The organism is Coxiella-like endosymbiont of Rhipicephalus sanguineus, from assembly GCF_018687865.1.
Map to the genome: position 1 here is coordinate 1 of NZ_NIQB01000069.1, position 19,857 is coordinate 19,857.

Below are 19,857 nucleotides of genomic sequence, written 5' to 3' on the forward strand. Positions count from 1 at the left end.
CAAAGAAATTCTTTGTATATATATTTCATGAGGGGATCGAATAAATGGGAACGCTTAAAGTAAGGAGCTTTTAAGAAATTAAAAAAATCTCGATCTGATAATTTTTTGAGTTTTTCTGCTAATATGCTATAAAAAATAGCTATAGCAGCACGTTGATACCGATTGTCACGACTCTGCGAAGTATAGGTACATCGATTATCCCAATCCACACCACATTGAATGGGGTAGGAAGAACCGTCAAAAATAACTTCTAGTGCTGCTAGATAAATTTCTTCTAAAGCTAGTATTTTCGGTTCCTTATTAACTTCAAGTGTACTTCCAATGCTTAAAGTAGCAGATACTATACTTGCAAAAGCGATTACTAATTTGGGCCATTCATATCGACAAAGAATACCCCCGCTTATAGAGTGTGGACAGAAATTTTTCAACAATATCGGACATTATAAAGCCAAAAATAATATCCCTAAAAACGGAACCCAGGCGTTTTGGCAGCACTATGGAATTATTTGCATAAATCTGCTCATAGGAACCTTCATTAGCAGAGATATAACAAATCATGAAACTTATCTTGGCTATTTTTTAAGCATACAATTTCAATAAAAGGACGTTGGATTAGCGGATGAAGAATCGCCATCAAATAATTTAAGAAATCTCTGTGGCGCAAACAGTTGATTAAGGAGAGTTAGGTCATGGAAATCCTGAATATGGCGAGAGTTATTCTTTAAAAAGTACAATGAAAAATTTACAATGAAAAATTCATGAAATTTATTTATTTCCTCTCCTATTCTATCTGCCAGAGTATTTAGATGTACAGAAGTGGAAGGCTCTTTAGGTATCAGGCTCATCAAATACGATCAGTTCAGAAGTTGCAGTTTCCATTGTAGCTTGCTCAGAAGATTCCTCTAGTGTTTAAATATCAATCTTTTCTGAGTTTTGTAGGCTGGTTATTAAATTAGGATTTTCAGTAGTACGCATGATCTTTCTCGAAGGTTATTATTGGTTTGCGAATACCAGGTCCAATTAATTCTACCACCGCTAAAAAATTTATCGGAATTATCCGTTGATACGTCACCCAAAGTATAACCAAAGTATATTTTAATGGTGACAGAATTAATTAGATGGTTGTAAGTAGGGGTATTATAACGCCTAGGTCTTAAAAGAAAGTTAAAATAAAAAGTTTATTTTAAGAGGGTAGATTTTGAGTCATGAGTCCTACATTGTTAGCGCCGGCATATTTCAGTAACACCATCATTTGAACGACTTTTCCATAGTCTACTTCCTTATCACCTTTCACATAGATTTCTTGTTTTTGATGATTTTGGTTAGCCAATTGCAAAGCTGCGGCGACTCGAGTAACTAAATCCTGAGTTGTAATTGGCTGAGAGGGTTCTTTTGCAATATTAAGAAAATAACTCCCGTGACTATCAATACTGACAATGATGGGGGCTTGCTGCGGAAAAAGTGTTTTCGCAGCGGCTTGTGGAAGCTTGACATTAACGCCTTGTGTTAAAAGCGGTGCAGTTATCATAAAAATAACCAATAAAACTAACATGACATCAATGTAGGGAACCACATTGATCTCAGCTAATGCTCGCTTGCGCATTTTTTCCCCTTGCATTATAAGATTTTCGATGTAATAGAATTAAAAATTCTTCTTGAAAATTATCGTAAGCTTGAGTTATTTGTTCTAACTCGTTGGTAAAGCGATTGTAGGCAATTACAGCGGGTATAGCAGCGAAAAGCCCTGCGGCGGTTGCAATTAAGGCTTCTGAAATTCCAGGAGCTACCATGGAAATAGTAATCTGTTGGACAGCGCCTAAAGCTCGAAACGAGGTCATTATCCCCCACACCGTCCCAAACAATCCCACATAAGGACTGGTTGAACCGACTGTTGCTAAAAAATTCAAATTACGTTCCAAAAAATCTACTTCCCGTCTTTGGGCAATACGCATGGCGCGTTGCGTTCCTTCTAAAACGGCCTCCGGATTGGGATGGGATTCTTGTCGCAAACGAGAGAATTCATTAAGTCCAGCGAAAAAAATGCTAGCCGTACTTGAGAGCTTATTCTTTTTTTCTGCGAGTTGATGATATAGCGTAGTTAAATTGCTCCCAGACCAAAAAAGATGTTCGAACTTTTTTATTTCTTTGCGAGTTTGGAGTAATAAGAGAAGCCGTTGAAAAATAATGGCCCATGAAGCAATGGAAGCCAGAAATAAAAGAGAAATTACGAGTTTAACAACAAAGCTGTCATTACTGATAAAACTCCATAAAGTGGGTTCGCCCATTTTTTCCTCTCTGTTGTATGGATTGTCGATTGATTTTACCAGAGATGGTTGAGTAGAACACCTCTTTAACCTTTAGGTTTGCGCTTTGTCTGACGGGGAGTAAGTTCAGAACCTATGGAAGTAGTTCAAGGTATCGAAATAAATTCTTGCTGTTTGTCTTTGGGTACACCCGGAGAAGTGAAACTTCGCCAAAGAACAAGAAGGGTGAGAATACTGCCAATAATAACAAAATAAATAAACAAGCCTCGTGGCCCTGCTTCATGCATGAAGCAGGGCGCTAATAAAGGACCCGTTGTGCTACCGATACTGTAAGCGAGCAAGAGACCTTGGGTGTGGCGGCTACAGTATCTTTGCTGTGTAAAGAGTCTAGGGTATAAGTGATGCTTAAAGGATAAATAGTGAACGTTAACCCGCCAAAGAAAAAAATAATAAAAATTAATAAGAAAGGGTTTGGGATAAAGGTATTGTGATTAAGATGCTCAAAACAAGCACTAAGACCACTACTATTAAAATCGCTTTACGGCGGTCTAAGGCATCTGAAATTTTCTCCATGGGATATTGGAGTAACATTCCGCCAAAAAATAGTAGCACCCATTAAGACCGCAACATCATTGATACTTTGCACTTGGCTGATGTACAGGGGCAATAAACCGTAGGTGGCTCCTTAGGATCAATCCTGAACAAAGAACATCCAAAAACACCTGCTAGCGATATTCGATACAGTTGAAAAAAGTTTAAAGCAGAAGGCTCTTCAAAATGCGGGGAGTATGTGTCATTGTTAAAGGAATGACTGATAATGAGGATAAAAGGGCAGCCATAATGAAAGGAACAATGCTTTTCAAATCACTCAGGTGTAATAAAAAATTGGCCAAGTGCTTGTGCAGCGTAAAAAGAAATCATAATAGATAGGTAAAAAGAAATCATAATAGATAGAAAGGACTTGACCACGGATAAGTTGATTACTTTTAACTAAAATAACTAACTTTCTATGGTAATGAGAAGTCCGCTATGCAATAACCATTCAAAAGTCGCAATATTAGCCACCATCAAGGATTAAGATAAAGTGCTCGAAATAAAATAGTAGTAGCTACCAGTGAGGCAAAAGTAGCATACACATGAATATGTCCGACCCGAATAATAAAAGGTTCAATGCGAAAAGAACAAATAACGAGGCCAGCATAATAGGCAGGGGAAATGGCAGCAATCATTAAAGAGGTAGTGCCATCTAAATGCAAACGTACAGTGACCTAAGTTAAGAAAAAACCATTTCCCACTGTAAGAATGATTAAGCTTAATAACGGAGAAATAACGCTGACGAAAACTTGAAAACATTCGGTAAATTTGTTGAGCATTCTATTTTAAAATTTAGTATTAACACACCCGTTCCTTAACGGGCAATGACTTTGCAGATGATGATTTTTAGTTCTGACCTATTAGGCAAAAAATTCTATTGGACAAGATAGATAAGAGTTTAGGTTAGTCTTCAATAGCTAGTCGTTCTTGCGAAGCGGGAGGGTGAGGCGTGGGTAATTTGAAATGATGGTAGGTTTGTTCCGTAGCGATACGACCCCGAGGTGTACGAAGAATAAAGCCTTCTTGAATTAAATAAGGTTCAATGACGTCTTCGATAGTGCCACGTTCCTCACAAATAGCCGCCGTGAGATTCTCAATTCCGACAGGCCCTCCTTGGAATTTTTCAATAATAGTGTGAAGTAATTTTCGATCCATCAAATCTAAACCACGAGTATCGACATTTAATAAATCTAGCGCCTCCTTAGCGATATTTTCGGTAATGATTCCAGAAGCCTGGACTTCTGAAAAGTCACGAACTCGCCGAAGCAATCGATTTGCAATACGAGGGGTGCCTCTGGAACGGCGAGCAATTTCTTGGGCACCCTTTTCCTCAATATGCGCCCCTAAAATGTTGGCTGCTCGACTTACTATGTGAATTAAATCGTCGGTGCGGTAAAATTCCAGACGTTGGACAATCCCAAAACGATCACGTAGAGGGGAGGTCAATAGCCCTGCACGCGTAGTGGCGCCCACTAAAGTAAAAGATGGTAAATTCAATTTAATTGAACGAGCCGTAGGACCTTCCCCAATAATGATATCCAATTGGAAGTCTTCTAACGCTGGATACAACACCTCTTCAACAGCTGGATTTAATCGATGAATTTCGTCAATAAATAACACATCGTGCGGCTCAAGATTCGTAAGCAAGGCCGCTAAATCACCTGCTCTTTCCAACACGGGCCCCGAAGTTTGTTTTAAGCCCGCTCGCATTTCATGGGCGATAATATGGGCTAGGGTTGTTTTGCCCAATCCCGGCGGACCAAAAATTAAAACATGATCTAAGGCTTCCTGCCGTTTAATTGCTGCACGAATAAAGATATCCATTTGTTCCCGTACAGCTAATTGGCCGATGTAATCATTTAATCGCCGGGGACGAATGGAATGTTCTCCTACAGCTTCGCTCGGCTCCGCAGAGGTATTAATTAAGCGATTTTCCATCACTTACACTCTTGCTACTATTTTTTTTAATGCTTGGCGAATTAAGTCCTCACTCGTTAACTCTGGTTCTTGTACTGCATTGATGGCACGCTTGGCTTCTTTAGGTTTATAACCTAACGCAATTAAAGCGCTAATAGCATCTTGAGTGGAACTGGCAAGGGGTGTATTAGTTTCGTTATGAGAAATTATATTTAACTGCCAGCTTGTTAAAGCATCTTTTGTTTCAATAACTAAACGTTCCGCCGTTTTTCGGCCAATTCCTGGAATTCTTATTAATTGATGAATATCTTGCTTGATAATACAAGACACAAATTCATCTGGGCCAATACTGGACAATATTGTTAATGCTAATTTCGGCCCAACACCATTTACTTTAATTAACGCGCGAAATAAACGACGGTCACGTTCGTTATGGAAGCCGTACAGTGTATGAGCATCTTCGCGAACAACAAGATGAGTATAAAGAACTATTTCTTCACCAATATCAGGGAGGCATTTAAATATCGATAAAGGTGCTGCGATTTCATAGCCCACTCCGCTCACTTCGAGTAATAAATAGGGAGGTTGTTTTTCAAGAATAATTCCTCGAAGCTGTCCGATCATGTATCTCTTCCTTCCTTAACTTATTTATTAACTAAATTATGCTTAGTGATATGCTTAGTGAATTCGTCTTGGTTGAGAGATTTTTCTGCTCACAAAATCACTCAGCTAAGGAAAATTTTTGTCAAGCCCGCATTAATTTTTCGGTCAAACGAAAACTGATTGCATGGCATAAAGCAATCGCCAATGCATCAGCCGCGTCGGCCGGTGGCACTTTTTCCAATTGTAACAGCATTTGAATCATATGTTGCACTTGTGCTTTTGTAGCCGCTCCATAGCCTACAACGGCTTGTTTGATTTGACGAGCGCTGTATTCAGAGACAGGTAAGGCATAAACCGCAGTAGCTACGAGAGCGGCACCGCGAGCCTGTCCCAGTTTTAAAGCTGATTGATGATTATGAAAAGTGAATACCTGCTCGATAGCAGCTTCGTTAGGTTGATGAGTAGCGATAATGTTACGTAATCCTTCCTCGATTTGTTGGAGTCGATAATTCAAAGATTCGCCCTGGGCTTTGATTTGCCCGAATGTTATACGACCTTGTCGAGAACCTTGTGACCAAATAATTCCGTAGCCGGTAACTCGTGATCCTGGATCGATGCCAATTATAATTCGCTTCAGTTGGGCCATTCCGCTATTCTAACACTTCCTCGGGATAATCTGCGTTAGAATAAACATTTTGGACATCGTCAAGATCTTCTAACATTTCTGTCAATCGCTCCATTTGTTCGGTACTTTTTTTATCTAATTTAACTTCCGTTGAAGCGAGCACAGTAATTTCAGCATGAGAAGGAATAAGGTTGGCGGCCTTCATGGCTTCGCGCACATTCTCAAAGACTTCAGGACTTGTTAGCACATCGATACTACCATCGTCATTTGTATTTACGTCGTCAGCATCAGCCTCCAAAGCGACCTCCATAATTTTTTCTTCATTATTTCCTGGAGCAAATGTGATGAGTCCTTGTTGTTTGAATAGATAAGAAACGGATCCTTCTGCTCCCAAATTACCTCCGCACTTGCTGAAGGCATGGCGCACTTCAGCCACTGTACGATTTCGGTTATCGGTTAAACAATCCACCATTACAGCTACACCGCGAGGCCCATACCCTTCATAACGGACTTCGATTAAATTATCGGCAGCTCCTGCTCCCGAACCACGTTTAATAGCCCGATTGATGGTATCTTTCGGCATGTTAGCATTAAATGCTTTATCAACTACGGCGCGCAATCGAGGGTTGTAATTTATATCTTCGGCTCCCAAACGGGCAGCTACAGTAATTTCGCGAATCAGTTTAGTAAAAACTTTGCCCCGTTTGGTGTCCTGGCGAGCTTTCGCGTTCTTAATATTGGCCCATTTACTATGTCCAGCATGATTTACCTATTTTCTATGTTTGCTTACTTTGAGGCCTAAAGTTTCTAATTGTTGAATTTCAACGGGAGCAGGGGCATTTGTTAAAGGACAGTGCGCCGTTTGGGTTTTCGGAAAAGCAATTACATCCCGAATGTAGGAGGCTCCAGTCATGGTGGCTACCAGGCGATCCAATCCAAAGGCAATCCCTCCAATGGGCGGGCACCCAAATTGCAATGCCATGAGTAAGTGCCCAAATTGCGTTTCGGCTACTTCTTTTGAAATACCCAGAATTTTTAATATCGTGTACTGCATGTCAATGTCGTTAATACGAATGGACCCACCCCCAATTTCGCTTCCATTAAGAACCATATCGTAAGCGCGTGAGAGCGACCCCCCGGGGTCAGCGATTACTTTCGTGGGATCTGTATCTTGGGGAGCCGTGAAAGGATGATGTAACACTTGCCAATCCCCTCCGCCTTCTCGTTCAAACATCGGAAAGTCCACAATCCATAATGGCTTCCATTGTCCTACATACAAATTGCGATCGCTACATAATCGGTCGCGCAAAGCTCCAAGCGATTCGTTGACAATTTTTGCTTTATCGGCCCCGAAAAATATCAGATCACCATTTTGTGCTTGAGTGCGATGTAGAAGCTCGGAAATGATTTGGTCCGATAGAAATTTCAGGATCGGGGATTGAAGTTCTTCGTGCCCGTGGTCGACACTTTCCACTTTAATGTATGCTAGTCCTTTAGCGCCGTAGATACCTACAAATCGTGTGTAATCGTCAATTACTTTTCGCGTTAATTCGGCACCTTTCGGTAAGCGTAAAGCAACTATGCGCCCCTGCGGATCATTGGCTAGCTCTTTAAAGACTTTAAATTCAACAGTTTTCATCAGATCCGTTATGTCGACAAATTTCAAAGGATTACGAAGATCAGGCGTGTCTGTACCGTAGTTTTTAATTGCTTCCGCATAAGTCATACGTGGAAAAGGATTGGGTAAATCCACATTTAAAAAAGTGGAAAATAAATAACGGATTAAGTTTTCCATCAGATCCTGAATATCTTTCTCTTCCACAAAGGCCATTTCCAAATCGAGCTGAGTGAATTCGGGCTGGCGGTCGGCCCGGAGATCTTCATCGCGGAAGCAGCGAACGATTTGGTAATATCGATCAAAACCCGCCACCATCAAAATTTCTTTAAAAATTTGCGGCGATTGGGGCAAGGCAAAGAAATGGCCGTGGTGAGTTCGACTGGGAACGAGATAATCACGGGCCCCTTCTGGGGTAGATTTAGTTAACATGGGAGTTTCTATGTCCAAAAATCCACGCTCATCCAAAAAGCGACGAATTTTCTGAATGATATAGGAGCGCATTTTGAGGCGGTGAGCCATCTCGGGTCGTCGTAAATCGAGATATCGGTATTTCAACCGCACTTCTTCGTTTACTTCTTGGTATTCATTGATATTAAAGGGCAACGGTTTGGATTTATTTAATAGAGTTAGATGCGTTGCCGCTATTTCAACTTCGCCAGAAGTGATATTTGGATTAGCCGTTCCTTCTGGTCGTTGGCGGACACTACCTTTAACGCTGATGACATATTCATTTCTCAGGCTTTCGGCAGTCTTAAAGGCGGAAGGGCTGGCTGGATCACAAACAACTTGAACGAGTCCTTCTCGGTCGCGTAAATCGATAAAAATTAAATCACCGTGATTTCGACGACCTGAACCCAGCCTGCAAGAGTAATAGTTTGTCCAATCAATGCAGAATTAATTTTATTAGTGTAATGTGTGCGCATATTTTTCTCGGCTAACGACAAGCAGCTTTGAATAGTAGTGGGAGTTATAGGACGGATCAAGAGAAATTGCTAGGACACAATAATTCGGCGAGTGCTGTTACTTTCTCTAGAATTCACAAGGCCTTAGTGGATTGCTACTAGAGGTTCGTAGTTCTAATTTCTGGTTTTGAACCTGTTTGATATACCAATTTGTGGTAGAGGACCCCTTGGATCAAGAAAACATAGGGCAATAACCATACTAGTATGAAGATGAAAATTGCTACTCCCAATAGCCTCGCATAGGGGTGGATCATAGCGCCAATTATTAATGGAATGGTGGCAACAACAAAAAAGACATAAACGATTAACACCAGTAAAAGTACCTTAAACCAAAAATTCTTAGTGATTTGAAAGGAATTTATTAAGCTTTCCCAGGGGGTATGATTTTTATCTACGATTAAGGGAATAGCTAAAATAGTAAACACGTAAACTAGAATAGAAACTGCTCCAGAAAGTAAATAAAGCCACACGGCGTAACGACCAGCGGCATCAGCAATCACCGGAAGATGGAAAATATAATTCAAGATGGTGCCAAATAATGTGATCAAAGCCATCCCAATCATGACTTGTAGGGTTTTATGGAAATATTGATATCCACTAGCAGCGTTAATTTCCTCCTCTCGAGCTCGTTTAATTGCAGTCATCACTGCACCAGCAAAGAAGGGCGCGATGACGATGCTATTTAAGATGGGCATAAAAAGATAACTGTAATGCACCAAAGGCGTTTTGGGGTCGATTTGGAATATTTCAATGACTATAATTTGAATAATAAGAGAAGCGATTCCGATTAAAATTGTAATAGCCCAAATTGGCCATTTACTTCCGTTGACAAGTCGCCACGTTTCATTGAGAACGTCGTTAATTGCAAAACATTTGGCTCCGAGTAAGCTTTCCATGATGTTCCCCTTTCGTTTGGATAAAGCCATTCCTTTCCTTGGCAATGCTTCAATTATAGCAAATGATACGATTATAAATCGGGCGATGGTGGCTTGATGGTTGGCGTAACGACGCCCAGCGAAATAATCATTCGGAACGCTTCTTCAATCGTAATATTGAGATCAATAACGTCTTTCTGAGAAACCAACATTAGAAAGCCCGATGTTGGGTTGGGAGTCGTGGGCACGAAAACTGCTAGGATGTCTTTTCCCTCTAAAGGCATTTCCTTAAAATCGTTAGCGGTCACAAACCCACGCTCTAGGTACCTCGACATGGAAATTCGACTAATACCACTTTTCGAAAAGATTGACTTTTGGGTTGAACAAAAGCATGGATAACTTGTTTTACTGCCATATAAATACTGCGAACGAGGGGGATACGGGCTAGTATTTTCTCTCACCAGCTAATAAATTAGCGACCAATCTAATAAAATCCATCAAAAAAATAATTATTAAGGTGAAAAAATTAACCCAAGACCTGGGAAGTCATGGCCAAATAATTGGTTAGGTTGCTAACGATGAGATAGAAGGCGGTAAAGTGCTGTCTAAAAGATCAACTAGGAAACGAATAACAATAAACGTTATCCAAATGGGGTAGCTAAACGAAGTAAGCCTTGTAATTAAGTAACGTCGGATAAATGGTTTTCCTTTCATCTATTCTTCTTATTTGTTTTTTTAGTCTCTTATGGCTTTTGGCTTTTCTTTGGTATCTTTAATTTTTTCTCTGTCTTTGTTGTTGCCTTTGGTGCTTTTGATTTTCCTTTATCGTGAAAATCGGTGACATACCAGCCTGCCCCTTTAAGCTGAAAACCAGTGGGAGAAACCAAACGTTTCAAAGTTTATTCATGACAGGCGGGACATTTAGTCACGAAGAAGTTGGTAATTTTTTGTAATATCTCAGTCCATTTTGCGCAATTTTGACATTGATATTCGTAGATCGGCATAGGATTTTTACCATTTTAGTATGTCTCTATTTTAAATATTTTCAAAGACAATTCTAGCACAAATAAATATAGTAGAAACTCCCTAGAGTAGAGATCGTAGGTGCTTCTGAACTTTTTCCAGAGGCTTGTCATCAAAGGCTTTTAGCTCATCCAGCCTTTTTTAAATTTTTTTTAAGCGATTTCGCGTTCGAACTGTTCAAGATTAGAAGACCACCTGAGTAAAGGAAATAATTTCAAAAGCGATAAATATTAAAAAAAATAAGAAAAATAATATAAAGGTTGGGATATCTCTGGGTGAAGGGTATGAAAGGTGTAGAAACAAACTTTTTCATCACTTAATTGACATAAAATTTCCCATAATTGGTTCATCAAACCATTAATTACAAAAAAATAATTGAGTAAGTGTAAAAGTTCCCGTGATGGATAGACTGAGAATGAGATATTTCCATATAAATTTTAATAATCTGTGAAAAAGAAGTTAAAATAAAGGGTGTTTTTCGATATGTTATTCCATATAAAAATCTTTCAAATTTTCTCTTTGCTTGGATAAATTTACGTTTAAAGCTCGTATAAGTTTAGCGCCTGACAGAGAAAAAGCAAGAATTTCAAGAACCTATAAAGTACCTAATGAATAATTTTCACTGATTCCCAAGTAATGTTCAAGGACATGATTAACCGCTAAAATTCCACAAAGTATTTTATAGAAGAAAAGAAGGAATTTGAAGTAAATAATTTTTAAAATTCCTTTATCAACATCAGAAACATTAGTCAGTTTAAAATCAAAATTAGAAATTTTTGGCTTTCTTCTATAAAAAATTATATTAATTTTTCTCTCAGAATTTTGAAATCGTTAATTTTTATGATAAAATTCGTCACTAGCCATTGAATTTCAACATTATAAATTACAAAATGTTCCTAAATTTTCGTAATTTGATCTTTAATTAAGATCAATTCTTCTTCATCGATACCAAATTAGATTTTGAGCACCTGATTATTAACTAAGAAAGGAATGATATACTTTTTTTGCCATTTATTGGCAGGGTTTAAATTTTAAAGGAAAGTACTTTCTTGCAAAGTTTGATAAATTAGTTAATTTTTTAGTTAGGTAATTACGATTGGTAACTGAAGGATAGGTAATAGTCAGAAAAGTGATCATTAACCCAAAAAACTTAAATAATTAGACTTGAAATACTATTTCCTACTTCATTGGAAAGAGCATATAACCATATAAATGTAGAAATTTCATATTTCTTTTTTTTATTTGAATCTTCTTCCAGAAGTAATTCTGTTTTTGTAGAATAATTAAAATGGCTTTTTCTTTTAGGAGTTATTCTTTCTTTCTGGCAAAATTGGAATTATTTCTATATCGCTAAATTAAATTATTCTAAAATTACTCTTTCTAAATCAGTTTGGGTGAACCAAATTTCTATTACTACTTGTCTTGAAATTTGATTTCTATTTAAAGGATACTCCATTAGTTTATCAAAAATTTCCTTTAAAGAACTTCCTAATATAGTCAAATGAGCTAAGAGAATATTTTTCAAATTTTAAAGCGAAGGAAAAAACTGAAAAAATATATAATTCGTAGCTTGGCCCAGGTTATATTTCCTCTGATTTGACTTGCTGAGAATATTGAACATCTATAAATGGAGATTATATCTTCGTAATTCACAGTAGGTATTAAAGCGCGTCAGTTTGTTAATGGAAGAAAGGAGAGTTAGGTAATTAATAAAAAATCCTTGTAATTTCTCTAAATCATTTTTTAAAGATGAATAATTTTCTTGAGATATTAATTGATCAAAGAAAATAATAATTTCCAAATAAGAATTGAGTAGTTTAGCTTTATAATTGGAGTATAGTTTCGTGTGATAAATATTGCCAAGGTAGACTTCATCACAGGGATACAATTTAGTTTTCTTTAGAAAATTTAATCATTAAATAAAGAGCATGAATATAGCTCTATTTTTTAGGAGTTAGAACTTCTGAAACTCCCATTTTTTTAAATTTTTGATGATAATTCCATTTATTAGATTTAAACGCTGAGATTCTAGGAGATTATTTACACATTTTATGAAAAAAAGAGTCGGTATTTCTAAAAATTTCAACTTTCCACGATGATGCGAGATGTAAAAAGCTAGTATTTTTTTAAAATATTAAAAATAGCTGAAGTTTTAGAGTGGCTTAAACAGACTTGATATTCATCTTTCGGAAGTTCATTTATTAGTTAAAAAGTTAATTAAAAGCTTTTAAAATGAACGGTTTTTATAAAAGGAGAGTAAGTTCCAGCTAATAGCCAATATAAGTAAGGATTTTTCTTTTTCTTTTTCTTTTCTTGCAACCTTCCTTTAACGGCATTATAAAATTCCCAAGAACTATAATGGAAAGTTTCCGTAATTATGTCAAGATAGATGTTGGAAGTTTTGATGTTAACTTTCTGACGAAAAGATAAGGCGGATGAAAGATTATCTAATATTTAGAAAATAGGTTTGAATCACCTAAACAGATCATCCAATAAATAAAAGGACCAGCCCCTTTTCTGTGGTAATTATTTCATCAATGCAATAAGTAACCGCTTGCAATTGGTACGATGTTAAGTTTTTAAGTGCTATTCTTGTGCATCGAGTGATATTCTTTCTATTTGCCAGACCCACTTTCATAGTGTAGATTTCCGTAAGAAGCAGAAATTTTTTTTATAATCTAATCTACAGATAAATTTTTTAAAAATCTTTCAGGATTTTCTTATAATTTATTTAATTCAAGTTTTATTATTTCTGGTGTTATGTCGAAATTTTTTAATAGCAGAGGTAACCTGTTTTAAACGTGAATAGTTTTCTAAAGTTTTTTTATTCATCCCATCTTAGCGTACCGCCAGCTTGGTATTCAATCACGCGAGTTTCAAAAAAGTTTTTTTCTTTTTTAAGATCCATCATTTCACTCATCCAAGGAAAAGTATTTTTAGAGCCAGGAAATTGTTCGGATAAGCCAATTTGAGCAAAACGACGATTAGCAATGTATTGTAGATAGTCTTTAAACATTTCGGCGTTTAATCCCAAGATGCCTCGTGGTATGGTGTCTTTAGCGTACTGATATTCAAGATCTACTCCTTCTAGAATCATTTTAGTGACTTCTTCTTGAAAATTTTTCGTCCATAAATGAGGATTCTCGATCTTAATTTGATTAATCACATCAATACCAAAATTTACATGCATTGATTCATCGCGCAAAATATATTGAAATTGCTCTGAGGTACCAGTCATTTTACCGCGTCGCCCCATGGCGAGAATTTGAGTAAAACCTACATAGAAGAAAAGTCCTTCAAAAACTACATAAAATGCAATTAAATCTCGCAATAAACGCTGATCAGCTTCTGGAGTTCCAGTTTTAAAAGCAGGATCTGCAAGACTTTGGGTGAAAGGCAGTGCCCACGCAGCTTTTTTAGCGACTGCGGGCAATTCCCTATACATATTAAAAACTTCCGCCTCATCTAATCCTAGACTTTCAATGATGTGTTGATAAGCATGTGTATGTAAGGCTTCTTCGAATGCTTGACGCAATATATATTGGCGACATTCAGGATTGGTGATATATCGGTATATTGCCAATACCAAATTATTGGCTACTAAAGAATCCGCCGTTGAGAAGAAACCAAGACTTCGCTTCACAATCATTCGTTCGTCCGCGGTTAGCCCATGAGGATCTTTCCATAAGGCAATATCTGCCGTCATATTAATCTCATTAGGCATCCAATGGTTGGCACAGCCGGATAAATATTTTTGCCATGCCCACTTGTACTTGAAGGGAACTAATTGATTAAGATCAGCGCGGCAATTAATAATTTTTTATCGTCAACTTGGATCCGTGAAGCTCCCATTTCAAGCTGTTCTAATCCTGTTGCCCCACTATGATGAGGGGTGCTGCTCCCTGATTCCCCGCCACCCTCTTCATCTTCCAGGTTGGAGTTGTCCTCTAAAGTGGCTACTTGTTTATTCTCAACAGGTTTTTCTGAAGTATCGCTCAAGGGGTTCGGATCATGATAATCGCTCCAATTGAGTAGGCTGCTGGTTTCTTGGTAGTTTGACATCTTTCTTCTCCTTCTTAGCTTCGGATAGATACGGCCATTTTTGGAAAACGGGAATTGGGGAGTGCCAGCATTGTCATTCTTTCCTTACGAATTCCCGCTCTCGTAAAAATAACTGCTTGAGATTCACTTTTCATTGGCAGGCCTCGCAATCGGGGTTATCGATTGAGCAGGCATTCGGAGCAGTTTGATCTGTGACCGCATTTAGTGTTGCATCATGAATAGTCGCCTTTTCCGTTCCGGTCGCTCCTATGCTGCGTAGATAATAGGTTGTTTTCAATCCTCGCATCCAGGCCATACGATAAAGAACGTCGAGTTTTTTACCCGATGGTTCTGCCATATATAAGTTAAGTGATTGTGCTTGATCAATCCATTTTTGTCGCCGTGATGCTGTTTCAACTAGCCATTGCGGTTCGACTTCAAACGCCGTCACATATAACTTCTTAAGTTCCAAAGGAATCCGATCTATTTTTTGTACACTACCATTATAATATTTGAGGTCATGCACCATAACGTTATCCCATAAATGGCGACTTTTAAGTTCTTTGACCAAATAGGGATTTATGACCGTAAACTCGCCCGACAAATTCGATTTAACAAATAAATTCTGATAAGTGGGCTCAATGGATTGAGAAATTCCACAAATATTGGAAATCGTTGCTGTAGGTGCAATTGCTATAACATTGGAATTGCGCATTCCATAAGTTTTGACTTCCTCACGTAATTGATCCCAATTTAACGTCTGATGAGTATTTTGTTCCAAATATTTTCCGCGATTCTTCTTCAACAATTGAATAGAGTCGATTGGTAAAATGCCCTGACTCCACAAGGAGCCTACGAAAGTTTCATAGGTGCCGCGTTCCTTAGCTAATTCTATCGAGCCTTGGATAGCATAATAGCTAATTATTTCCATGCTTTGATCTGCAAATTGTACGGCCGCTTCAGAAGTATAAGGAATCTTTTGTATGTACAAGGCATCTTGGAAGCCCATCAAACCCAGGCCGATGGGTCTATGTTTAAGGTTAGAATTACGCGCTTGTGGCACGCTGTAGTAATTAATATCGATGACATTATCCAACATCCTAATTGCCGTTTTAATAGTGCGAGCCAATTTCTCGACGTCTAATTTCCCTTCTTTCATATGATTGACGAGATTAATACTGCCCAAGTTACAAACAGCAATTTCATCTATCGAGGTATTCAAAGTTATTTCTGTACATAAATTGGAACTATGAATGACGCCGACATGTTGTTGGGGCGAGCGTAAATTGCAGGCATCTTTGAACGTCACCCAAGGATGGCCGGTTTCAAAAAGCATACTAAGAATCTTGCGCCACAATGAAACAGCGGAAATGTTTTTCGCACGAATTTCACCTCGACGAGCTTTTTCTTCATATTCGACATACGTCTTTTCAAAAGATTCACCAAATTTATCATGTAGGTCCGGCACCTCATCGGGGGAAAACAAAGTCCAAGACTCATTTTCAAAGACTCGCTTCATAAATAAATCCGGAATCCAATTGGCTGTATTCATGTCGTGAGTGCGGCGACGGTCATCACCTGTGTTTTTGCGTAAGTCCAAAAACTCTTCAATATCCATATGCCAAGTTTCTAAATAAGCACAAACAGCACCTTTGCGTTTCCCTCCTTGATTCACAGCAATAGCAGTAGCGTCAGCCACGTTTAAAAAAGGAACAACTCCCAATGATTTTCCGTTAGTGCCTTTGATATAAGCGCCCATTGCGCGTACTGGGGTCCAATCATTACCTAAACCGCCGGCATATTTAGATAATAAAGCGTTATCTTTAAGAGCGCTGTAAATACCTTCTAAGCTGTCGGGTATGGTAGTTAAAAAACAGCTAGAAAGTTGAGGGAAGAGCGTGCCTGAATTAAATAATGTTGGTGTTGAACTCATAAAATCAAAAGAGGAAAGAACATTATAGAATTCAATTGCCCGTTCGGTGCGGTCTTTTCCTTCCGATTGAGCTAATCCCATTGCTACACGCATAAAGAAAACTTGAGGTAGTTCGATACGTACTTGATGATGATGAATTAGATAACGATCATACAGCGTTTGCAAACTCAAATAGGTGAATTGCTGATCGCATTCAGGCTTTAAAACTTGGCCCAAGCGATTTAAATCGAAGTTATTTAGATTAGGATCTAAATGCTCTGTCTCGATTCCTTTTTGAATAAATGTTTTAAAGGCTTTAGGATAATAGTGGGCAATTTCTTCATGAATTAAATCATGAGGCATGTTTAAACCATTTAGCGCTTCGCTATAGAGATCGTGTAAGAGCAATCGTGCAGTGACATAGGTGTAATTCGGTTCATTTTCTACAAGCGTCCGCGCGGTCATCACTAACGCTTTATAAATGTCTTTCAAAGCAACGCCATCAAATAGATTATCCTTTGTTTCCTCTAAAATTTTGTTGGCATCTACGTCTTCTAGATCACTGCAAGCTGAATGGACGATGCGAGTTAGCCACATATCGTCCAGAGAAACTTTGGCACCATCGTCGAGTGTTACGCGAATACCTCTTTCTAGAGGGGGTGTTTTTTGTTCTTCTCGTTGTTTGCGACGTTCTTCTCGGTATAAGACGTAGGCACGGGCTACTTTATGTAGCCCCGCATACATCAGTGCGAGCTCTACTTTGTCTTGAATTGCCTCAATATGGATAGTGCCCCCGGATGGCCAACGCTTTTTGAATATGGCGGTAATCTGCTCGGTAAGTCGGGTAACGATTTCTTGAACTCGACTGGAATCTTGAGCCAATTCTCCTTCTACAGCCAAGAAGGCTTTTTTCATTGCGATAGCAACACGACTGACATCGTATTTCACGATCCGCCCATCGCGCTTAATTACGCGTAATTGACCAGGCTGAACAGCGTTTAATGGAATGGTAGATTGAGAATCAAGAGCTGGTTGGTTGTTTTGGTTTGTATTTATTTCCATGAAATCTCCTGGCCAATAAAAAATAGGGTTTGTATACGGGGTTAATATTGATTGGGAATAAATTTTTTGATCTCTGGCTTTGGCAGCTCACCGAATTGGTTCATTCTCTTGAACCCACAATATATGAGTATTTTTTTCCTTAATTATATGCAGAATAAGGTGTTTTAGTGTGAATTGCAAGTAGAGTAACGAGGGGGAAGCTGTGGATAAGATACAGAACTCAAAATAGCTGCGGCTTAGAAGTGGAGGAGGTGCTATTTATAAATTTTTTCTTGCAAAAAAAGTTATGAAAAGTCGTTAGCAAGGAAACAATGAGTTAAGATGGTGTAGTGGACCAAGCAGTTATTGACAAACATGGATTTCGATTGAGTGTTGGAATGGTTCTGGTAAACCAACAGGAGAAAGTATTTTGGGGTCGCCGGGTAGGAGATTTAAATGCCTGGCAATTTCCTCAAGGAGGTCTTTTACCTAATGAAACGCCGTATGAAGCGATGGTCCGAGAGCTGAAGGAAGAAATAGGTTTGACGGTTAGCGAGATTGTTTACGCGGCTGAAACCCGGAGTTGGTATCGCTACCGGTTATCTCCACGATTCATCGTTATGAAAATGGTGGGGGTTATTGGCCAGAGGCAAAAATGGTTTTTGTTGCGTTTGGTAGGCGATGATGACTGCATATCTCTGATTCATTTATCGCAACCAGAATTTGACCAGTGGTGTTGGGTGGAATATTGGTACCCTGTTAATCACGTGGTGAAATTTAAACGCGCGATTTATCGTAGGGTTTTGAAAGAATTTTTCGAGTTTGTTTAATCACGATGTTAAAAATTCTTGGCCAGATTACTCAAGAAGTAAATGCTGCTCCAAATTTGGAAGAAGCCTTGACGCTTGTGGTTAAACGATTGTGTGAAGATTTACCCGCTGATGCTTGTAGTATTTTTATTTGTGATGATGTGCACGGAGAGTACGTTTTAATGGCCACCCAAGGGTTAAACAGCAAACAAGTTAGCAAAGCACGTCTCAAATTTGGGGAAGGATTAATTGGGTTAATTGGCGAGCGGGAAGAACCTATTAATTTGGCGGATGCGCCTCTTCATCCCAGTTTTAAGCGCTGCCCTGAATTAAGTGAGGACGAATATCATGGTTTTTAGGAATTCCCATTATTGAACAAGGCGAATTGCTGGGTTTATTAATGGTCCAGCAGCGGGAGAATCGCCCTTTTGCTAAAGAAGAAGAGGCTTTCTGCGTCACTGTGGCAGTTCACTTAGCCGCTGAAATTGCTCATGCTCGCGCTAAAAGAGCATTGGAGGAATTAGGAGCTCAAAAACGGCGTCGGAAAAAACAGAAACAGTTTTATTTGGTATACCAGGCTCTTCAGGCGTGGCTATTGGAACCGCTATGGTTGTATACCCGCCAGCAGATTTGGACGCAGTTCCTGATCAAGAAATTACAGATATCGAAATAGAAATTTCTGATTTTGAAACCGCTCTTGCTGCAGCGCGTGATGAAATCCACCGCCTACAAGTGCGAGCCAAAAATTCTCTCAGTGTAGCAGAAAATGCGCTATTCGATGCTTATCTTCGATTGCTTGATAGTCGAACTTTCATTAATGAAGTTATTACTGAAATTAAAGGAGGACAATGGGCACAAGGGGCCTTAAAACGCGTTATTAAAAAACACGTGCTTCATTTTGAATCTTTGGAGGATCCTTATTTACGAGAACGGGCTGCTGATTTTCGAGATTTGGGGCGCCGCCTTCTGGGTCATTTACAATTTAGTGAACAAGAAGAATTGGAATATCCAAAAAATACCATCTTGGTGAGCGATGAAGTGACACCAACCTCTCTGATGGAAGTTCCTCGTGATCGTTTAAAAGGTGTGATATCTGGGACGGGATCGAATAACTCTCATGTCGCTATTTTAGCGCGCGCCCTCGGACTTCCAGCTGTGATGGGGGTGCGCGGAACTCCGCTTTTTAAATTATCTTCACAAGAACTTATTGTGGATGGTTATAATGGTCAAATTTATTTGTCTCCCTCGGCTGAGATTAAAAAAGAATTCAAAGCACTGGCTCAAGAAGAGCATCAACTCGATGAAGAATTAAAAGCATTGCGTGACTTACCTGCCGAAACAATCGATGGTCATGCGTTAGCGCTTTACGTTAATACAGGTTTGGCTATCGAGGGAGGGCTTTCGCTAAGCGTGGGTGCTGAAGGAGTGGGATTATATCGTACCGAAATGCCCTTTATGATTCGCGATCGATTTCCCAGCGAAGAAGAACAACGTATTATGTATCGGCAATTGTTAAATACGTTTGCTCCTCGTCCAGTCATCATGCGCACATTAGATATTGGGGGCGACAAAA

Annotated in this window: 14 protein-coding genes and 5 pseudogenes; 4 read left to right on the forward strand and 15 right to left on the reverse strand. The window is 38.8% G+C overall.

Going from position 1 to position 19,857, the window contains the following annotated elements:
• The 15 genes and pseudogenes from B1F79_RS03975 to B1F79_RS04045 form a co-directional block, all read right to left on the reverse strand.
• Positions 1-428 (reverse strand): hypothetical protein (locus tag B1F79_RS03975; protein ID WP_251366079.1); only part of this gene is annotated, 428 nt, incomplete at its 3' end.
• Between the two features lie 755 nt (positions 429-1,183).
• Positions 1,184-1,603, reverse strand: a complete 420-nt coding sequence (gene tolR / locus B1F79_RS03980) for a protein TolR (RefSeq protein ID WP_251366080.1) — start codon at positions 1,601-1,603, stop codon at positions 1,184-1,186.
• Positions 1,581-2,285: a protein TolQ gene (tolQ, locus tag B1F79_RS03985; RefSeq protein WP_251366081.1), complete on the reverse strand. Its 705-nt coding sequence runs from the start codon at positions 2,283-2,285 to the stop codon at positions 1,581-1,583. The genes tolR and tolQ overlap by 23 nt, the downstream gene beginning before the upstream one ends.
• 125 nt (positions 2,286-2,410) lie before the next feature.
• Positions 2,411-3,637 (reverse strand): annotated as a pseudogene (locus B1F79_RS03990) (MFS transporter).
• Positions 3,638-3,761: 124 nt separating this feature from the next.
• Complete coding sequence (gene ruvB, locus B1F79_RS03995) at positions 3,762-4,796, reverse strand: Holliday junction branch migration DNA helicase RuvB (RefSeq protein WP_251366092.1); 1,035 nt, start codon at positions 4,794-4,796, stop codon at positions 3,762-3,764.
• A gap of 3 nt (positions 4,797-4,799) precedes the next feature.
• A complete protein-coding gene (gene ruvA / locus B1F79_RS04000) occupies positions 4,800-5,399 on the reverse strand; it encodes a Holliday junction branch migration protein RuvA (RefSeq protein ID WP_251366082.1) in 600 nt (199 codons plus the stop codon).
• A 121-nt stretch (positions 5,400-5,520) separates the two neighbouring features.
• The gene (gene ruvC, locus B1F79_RS04005; protein ID WP_251366083.1) at positions 5,521-6,024 is read right to left on the reverse strand and encodes a crossover junction endodeoxyribonuclease RuvC; all 504 of its coding nucleotides are present in this window, start codon (positions 6,022-6,024) and stop codon (positions 5,521-5,523) included.
• A gap of 4 nt (positions 6,025-6,028) precedes the next feature.
• A pseudogene (locus tag B1F79_RS04010) lies at positions 6,029-6,763 on the reverse strand (YebC/PmpR family DNA-binding transcriptional regulator); the annotation flags it as partial.
• Between the two features lie 9 nt (positions 6,764-6,772).
• Positions 6,773-8,604 (reverse strand): annotated as a pseudogene (aspS, locus tag B1F79_RS04015) (aspartate--tRNA ligase).
• A 77-nt stretch (positions 8,605-8,681) separates the two neighbouring features.
• Entirely contained in the window at positions 8,682-9,524 is an 843-nt protein-coding gene (locus B1F79_RS04020) for a hypothetical protein (RefSeq protein WP_251366084.1), read from the reverse strand.
• 26 nt (positions 9,525-9,550) lie between these two features.
• Positions 9,551-9,873 (reverse strand): annotated as a pseudogene (locus B1F79_RS04025) (DUF502 domain-containing protein).
• A 328-nt stretch (positions 9,874-10,201) separates the two neighbouring features.
• Entirely contained in the window at positions 10,202-10,354 is a 153-nt protein-coding gene (locus B1F79_RS04035; protein ID WP_251366087.1) for an FmdB family zinc ribbon protein, read from the reverse strand.
• A 3-nt stretch (positions 10,355-10,357) separates the two neighbouring features.
• Positions 10,358-10,462, reverse strand: coding sequence for an FmdB family zinc ribbon protein (locus B1F79_RS06400; RefSeq protein ID WP_285896396.1), 105 nt, complete (start codon positions 10,460-10,462; stop codon positions 10,358-10,360).
• 2,843 nt (positions 10,463-13,305) lie between these two features.
• Positions 13,306-14,543, reverse strand: a pseudogene (locus B1F79_RS04040) (ribonucleotide-diphosphate reductase subunit beta).
• 130 nt (positions 14,544-14,673) lie between these two features.
• Positions 14,674-17,496, reverse strand: coding sequence for a ribonucleoside-diphosphate reductase subunit alpha (locus B1F79_RS04045; protein WP_285896397.1), 2,823 nt, complete (start codon positions 17,494-17,496; stop codon positions 14,674-14,676).
• Positions 17,497-17,825: 329 nt separating this feature from the next.
• On the opposite strand from B1F79_RS04045, the gene B1F79_RS04050 reads away from it, so the two are divergent.
• The 4 genes from B1F79_RS04050 to B1F79_RS04065 all read left to right on the forward strand — a co-directional run.
• Positions 17,826-18,305 carry an RNA pyrophosphohydrolase gene (locus B1F79_RS04050; protein WP_251366088.1) on the forward strand — a complete coding sequence of 160 codons (480 nt, stop codon included), beginning with the start codon at positions 17,826-17,828 and terminating at the stop codon, positions 18,303-18,305.
• A 5-nt stretch (positions 18,306-18,310) separates the two neighbouring features.
• Complete coding sequence (locus tag B1F79_RS04055; protein ID WP_251366089.1) at positions 18,311-18,643, forward strand: GAF domain-containing protein; 333 nt, start codon at positions 18,311-18,313, stop codon at positions 18,641-18,643.
• A gap of 41 nt (positions 18,644-18,684) precedes the next feature.
• Positions 18,685-18,957, forward strand: coding sequence for a hypothetical protein (locus B1F79_RS04060; RefSeq protein ID WP_251366090.1), 273 nt, complete (start codon positions 18,685-18,687; stop codon positions 18,955-18,957).
• Positions 18,891-19,857: phosphoenolpyruvate-utilizing N-terminal domain-containing protein (locus tag B1F79_RS04065; protein ID WP_251366091.1), on the forward strand; the 967-nt coding region annotated here is incomplete at its 3' end. The genes B1F79_RS04060 and B1F79_RS04065, both read left to right, overlap by 67 nt.

Excerpts from the sequence above, each read along its gene's own strand:
- tolR (WP_251366080.1), bottom strand. The coding sequence starts at position 1,603 with ATGCGCAAGCGAGCATTAGCTGAGATCAATGTGGTTCCCTACATTGAT.
- ruvC (WP_251366083.1), bottom strand. The coding sequence starts at position 6,024 with ATGGCCCAACTGAAGCGAATTATAATTGGCATCGATCCAGGATCACGA.
- B1F79_RS06400 (WP_285896396.1), bottom strand. The coding sequence starts at position 10,462 with ATGCCGATCTACGAATATCAATGTCAAAATTGCGCAAAATGGACTGAG.
- ruvB (WP_251366092.1), bottom strand. The coding sequence starts at position 4,796 with ATGGAAAATCGCTTAATTAATACCTCTGCGGAGCCGAGCGAAGCTGTA.
- B1F79_RS04055 (WP_251366089.1), top strand. The coding sequence starts at position 18,311 with ATGTTAAAAATTCTTGGCCAGATTACTCAAGAAGTAAATGCTGCTCCA.
- B1F79_RS04060 (WP_251366090.1), top strand. The coding sequence starts at position 18,685 with ATGGTCCAGCAGCGGGAGAATCGCCCTTTTGCTAAAGAAGAAGAGGCT.
- ruvA (WP_251366082.1), bottom strand. The coding sequence starts at position 5,399 with ATGATCGGACAGCTTCGAGGAATTATTCTTGAAAAACAACCTCCCTAT.
- B1F79_RS04045 (WP_285896397.1), bottom strand. The coding sequence starts at position 17,496 with ATGGAAATAAATACAAACCAAAACAACCAACCAGCTCTTGATTCTCAA.
- tolQ (WP_251366081.1), bottom strand. The coding sequence starts at position 2,285 with ATGGGCGAACCCACTTTATGGAGTTTTATCAGTAATGACAGCTTTGTT.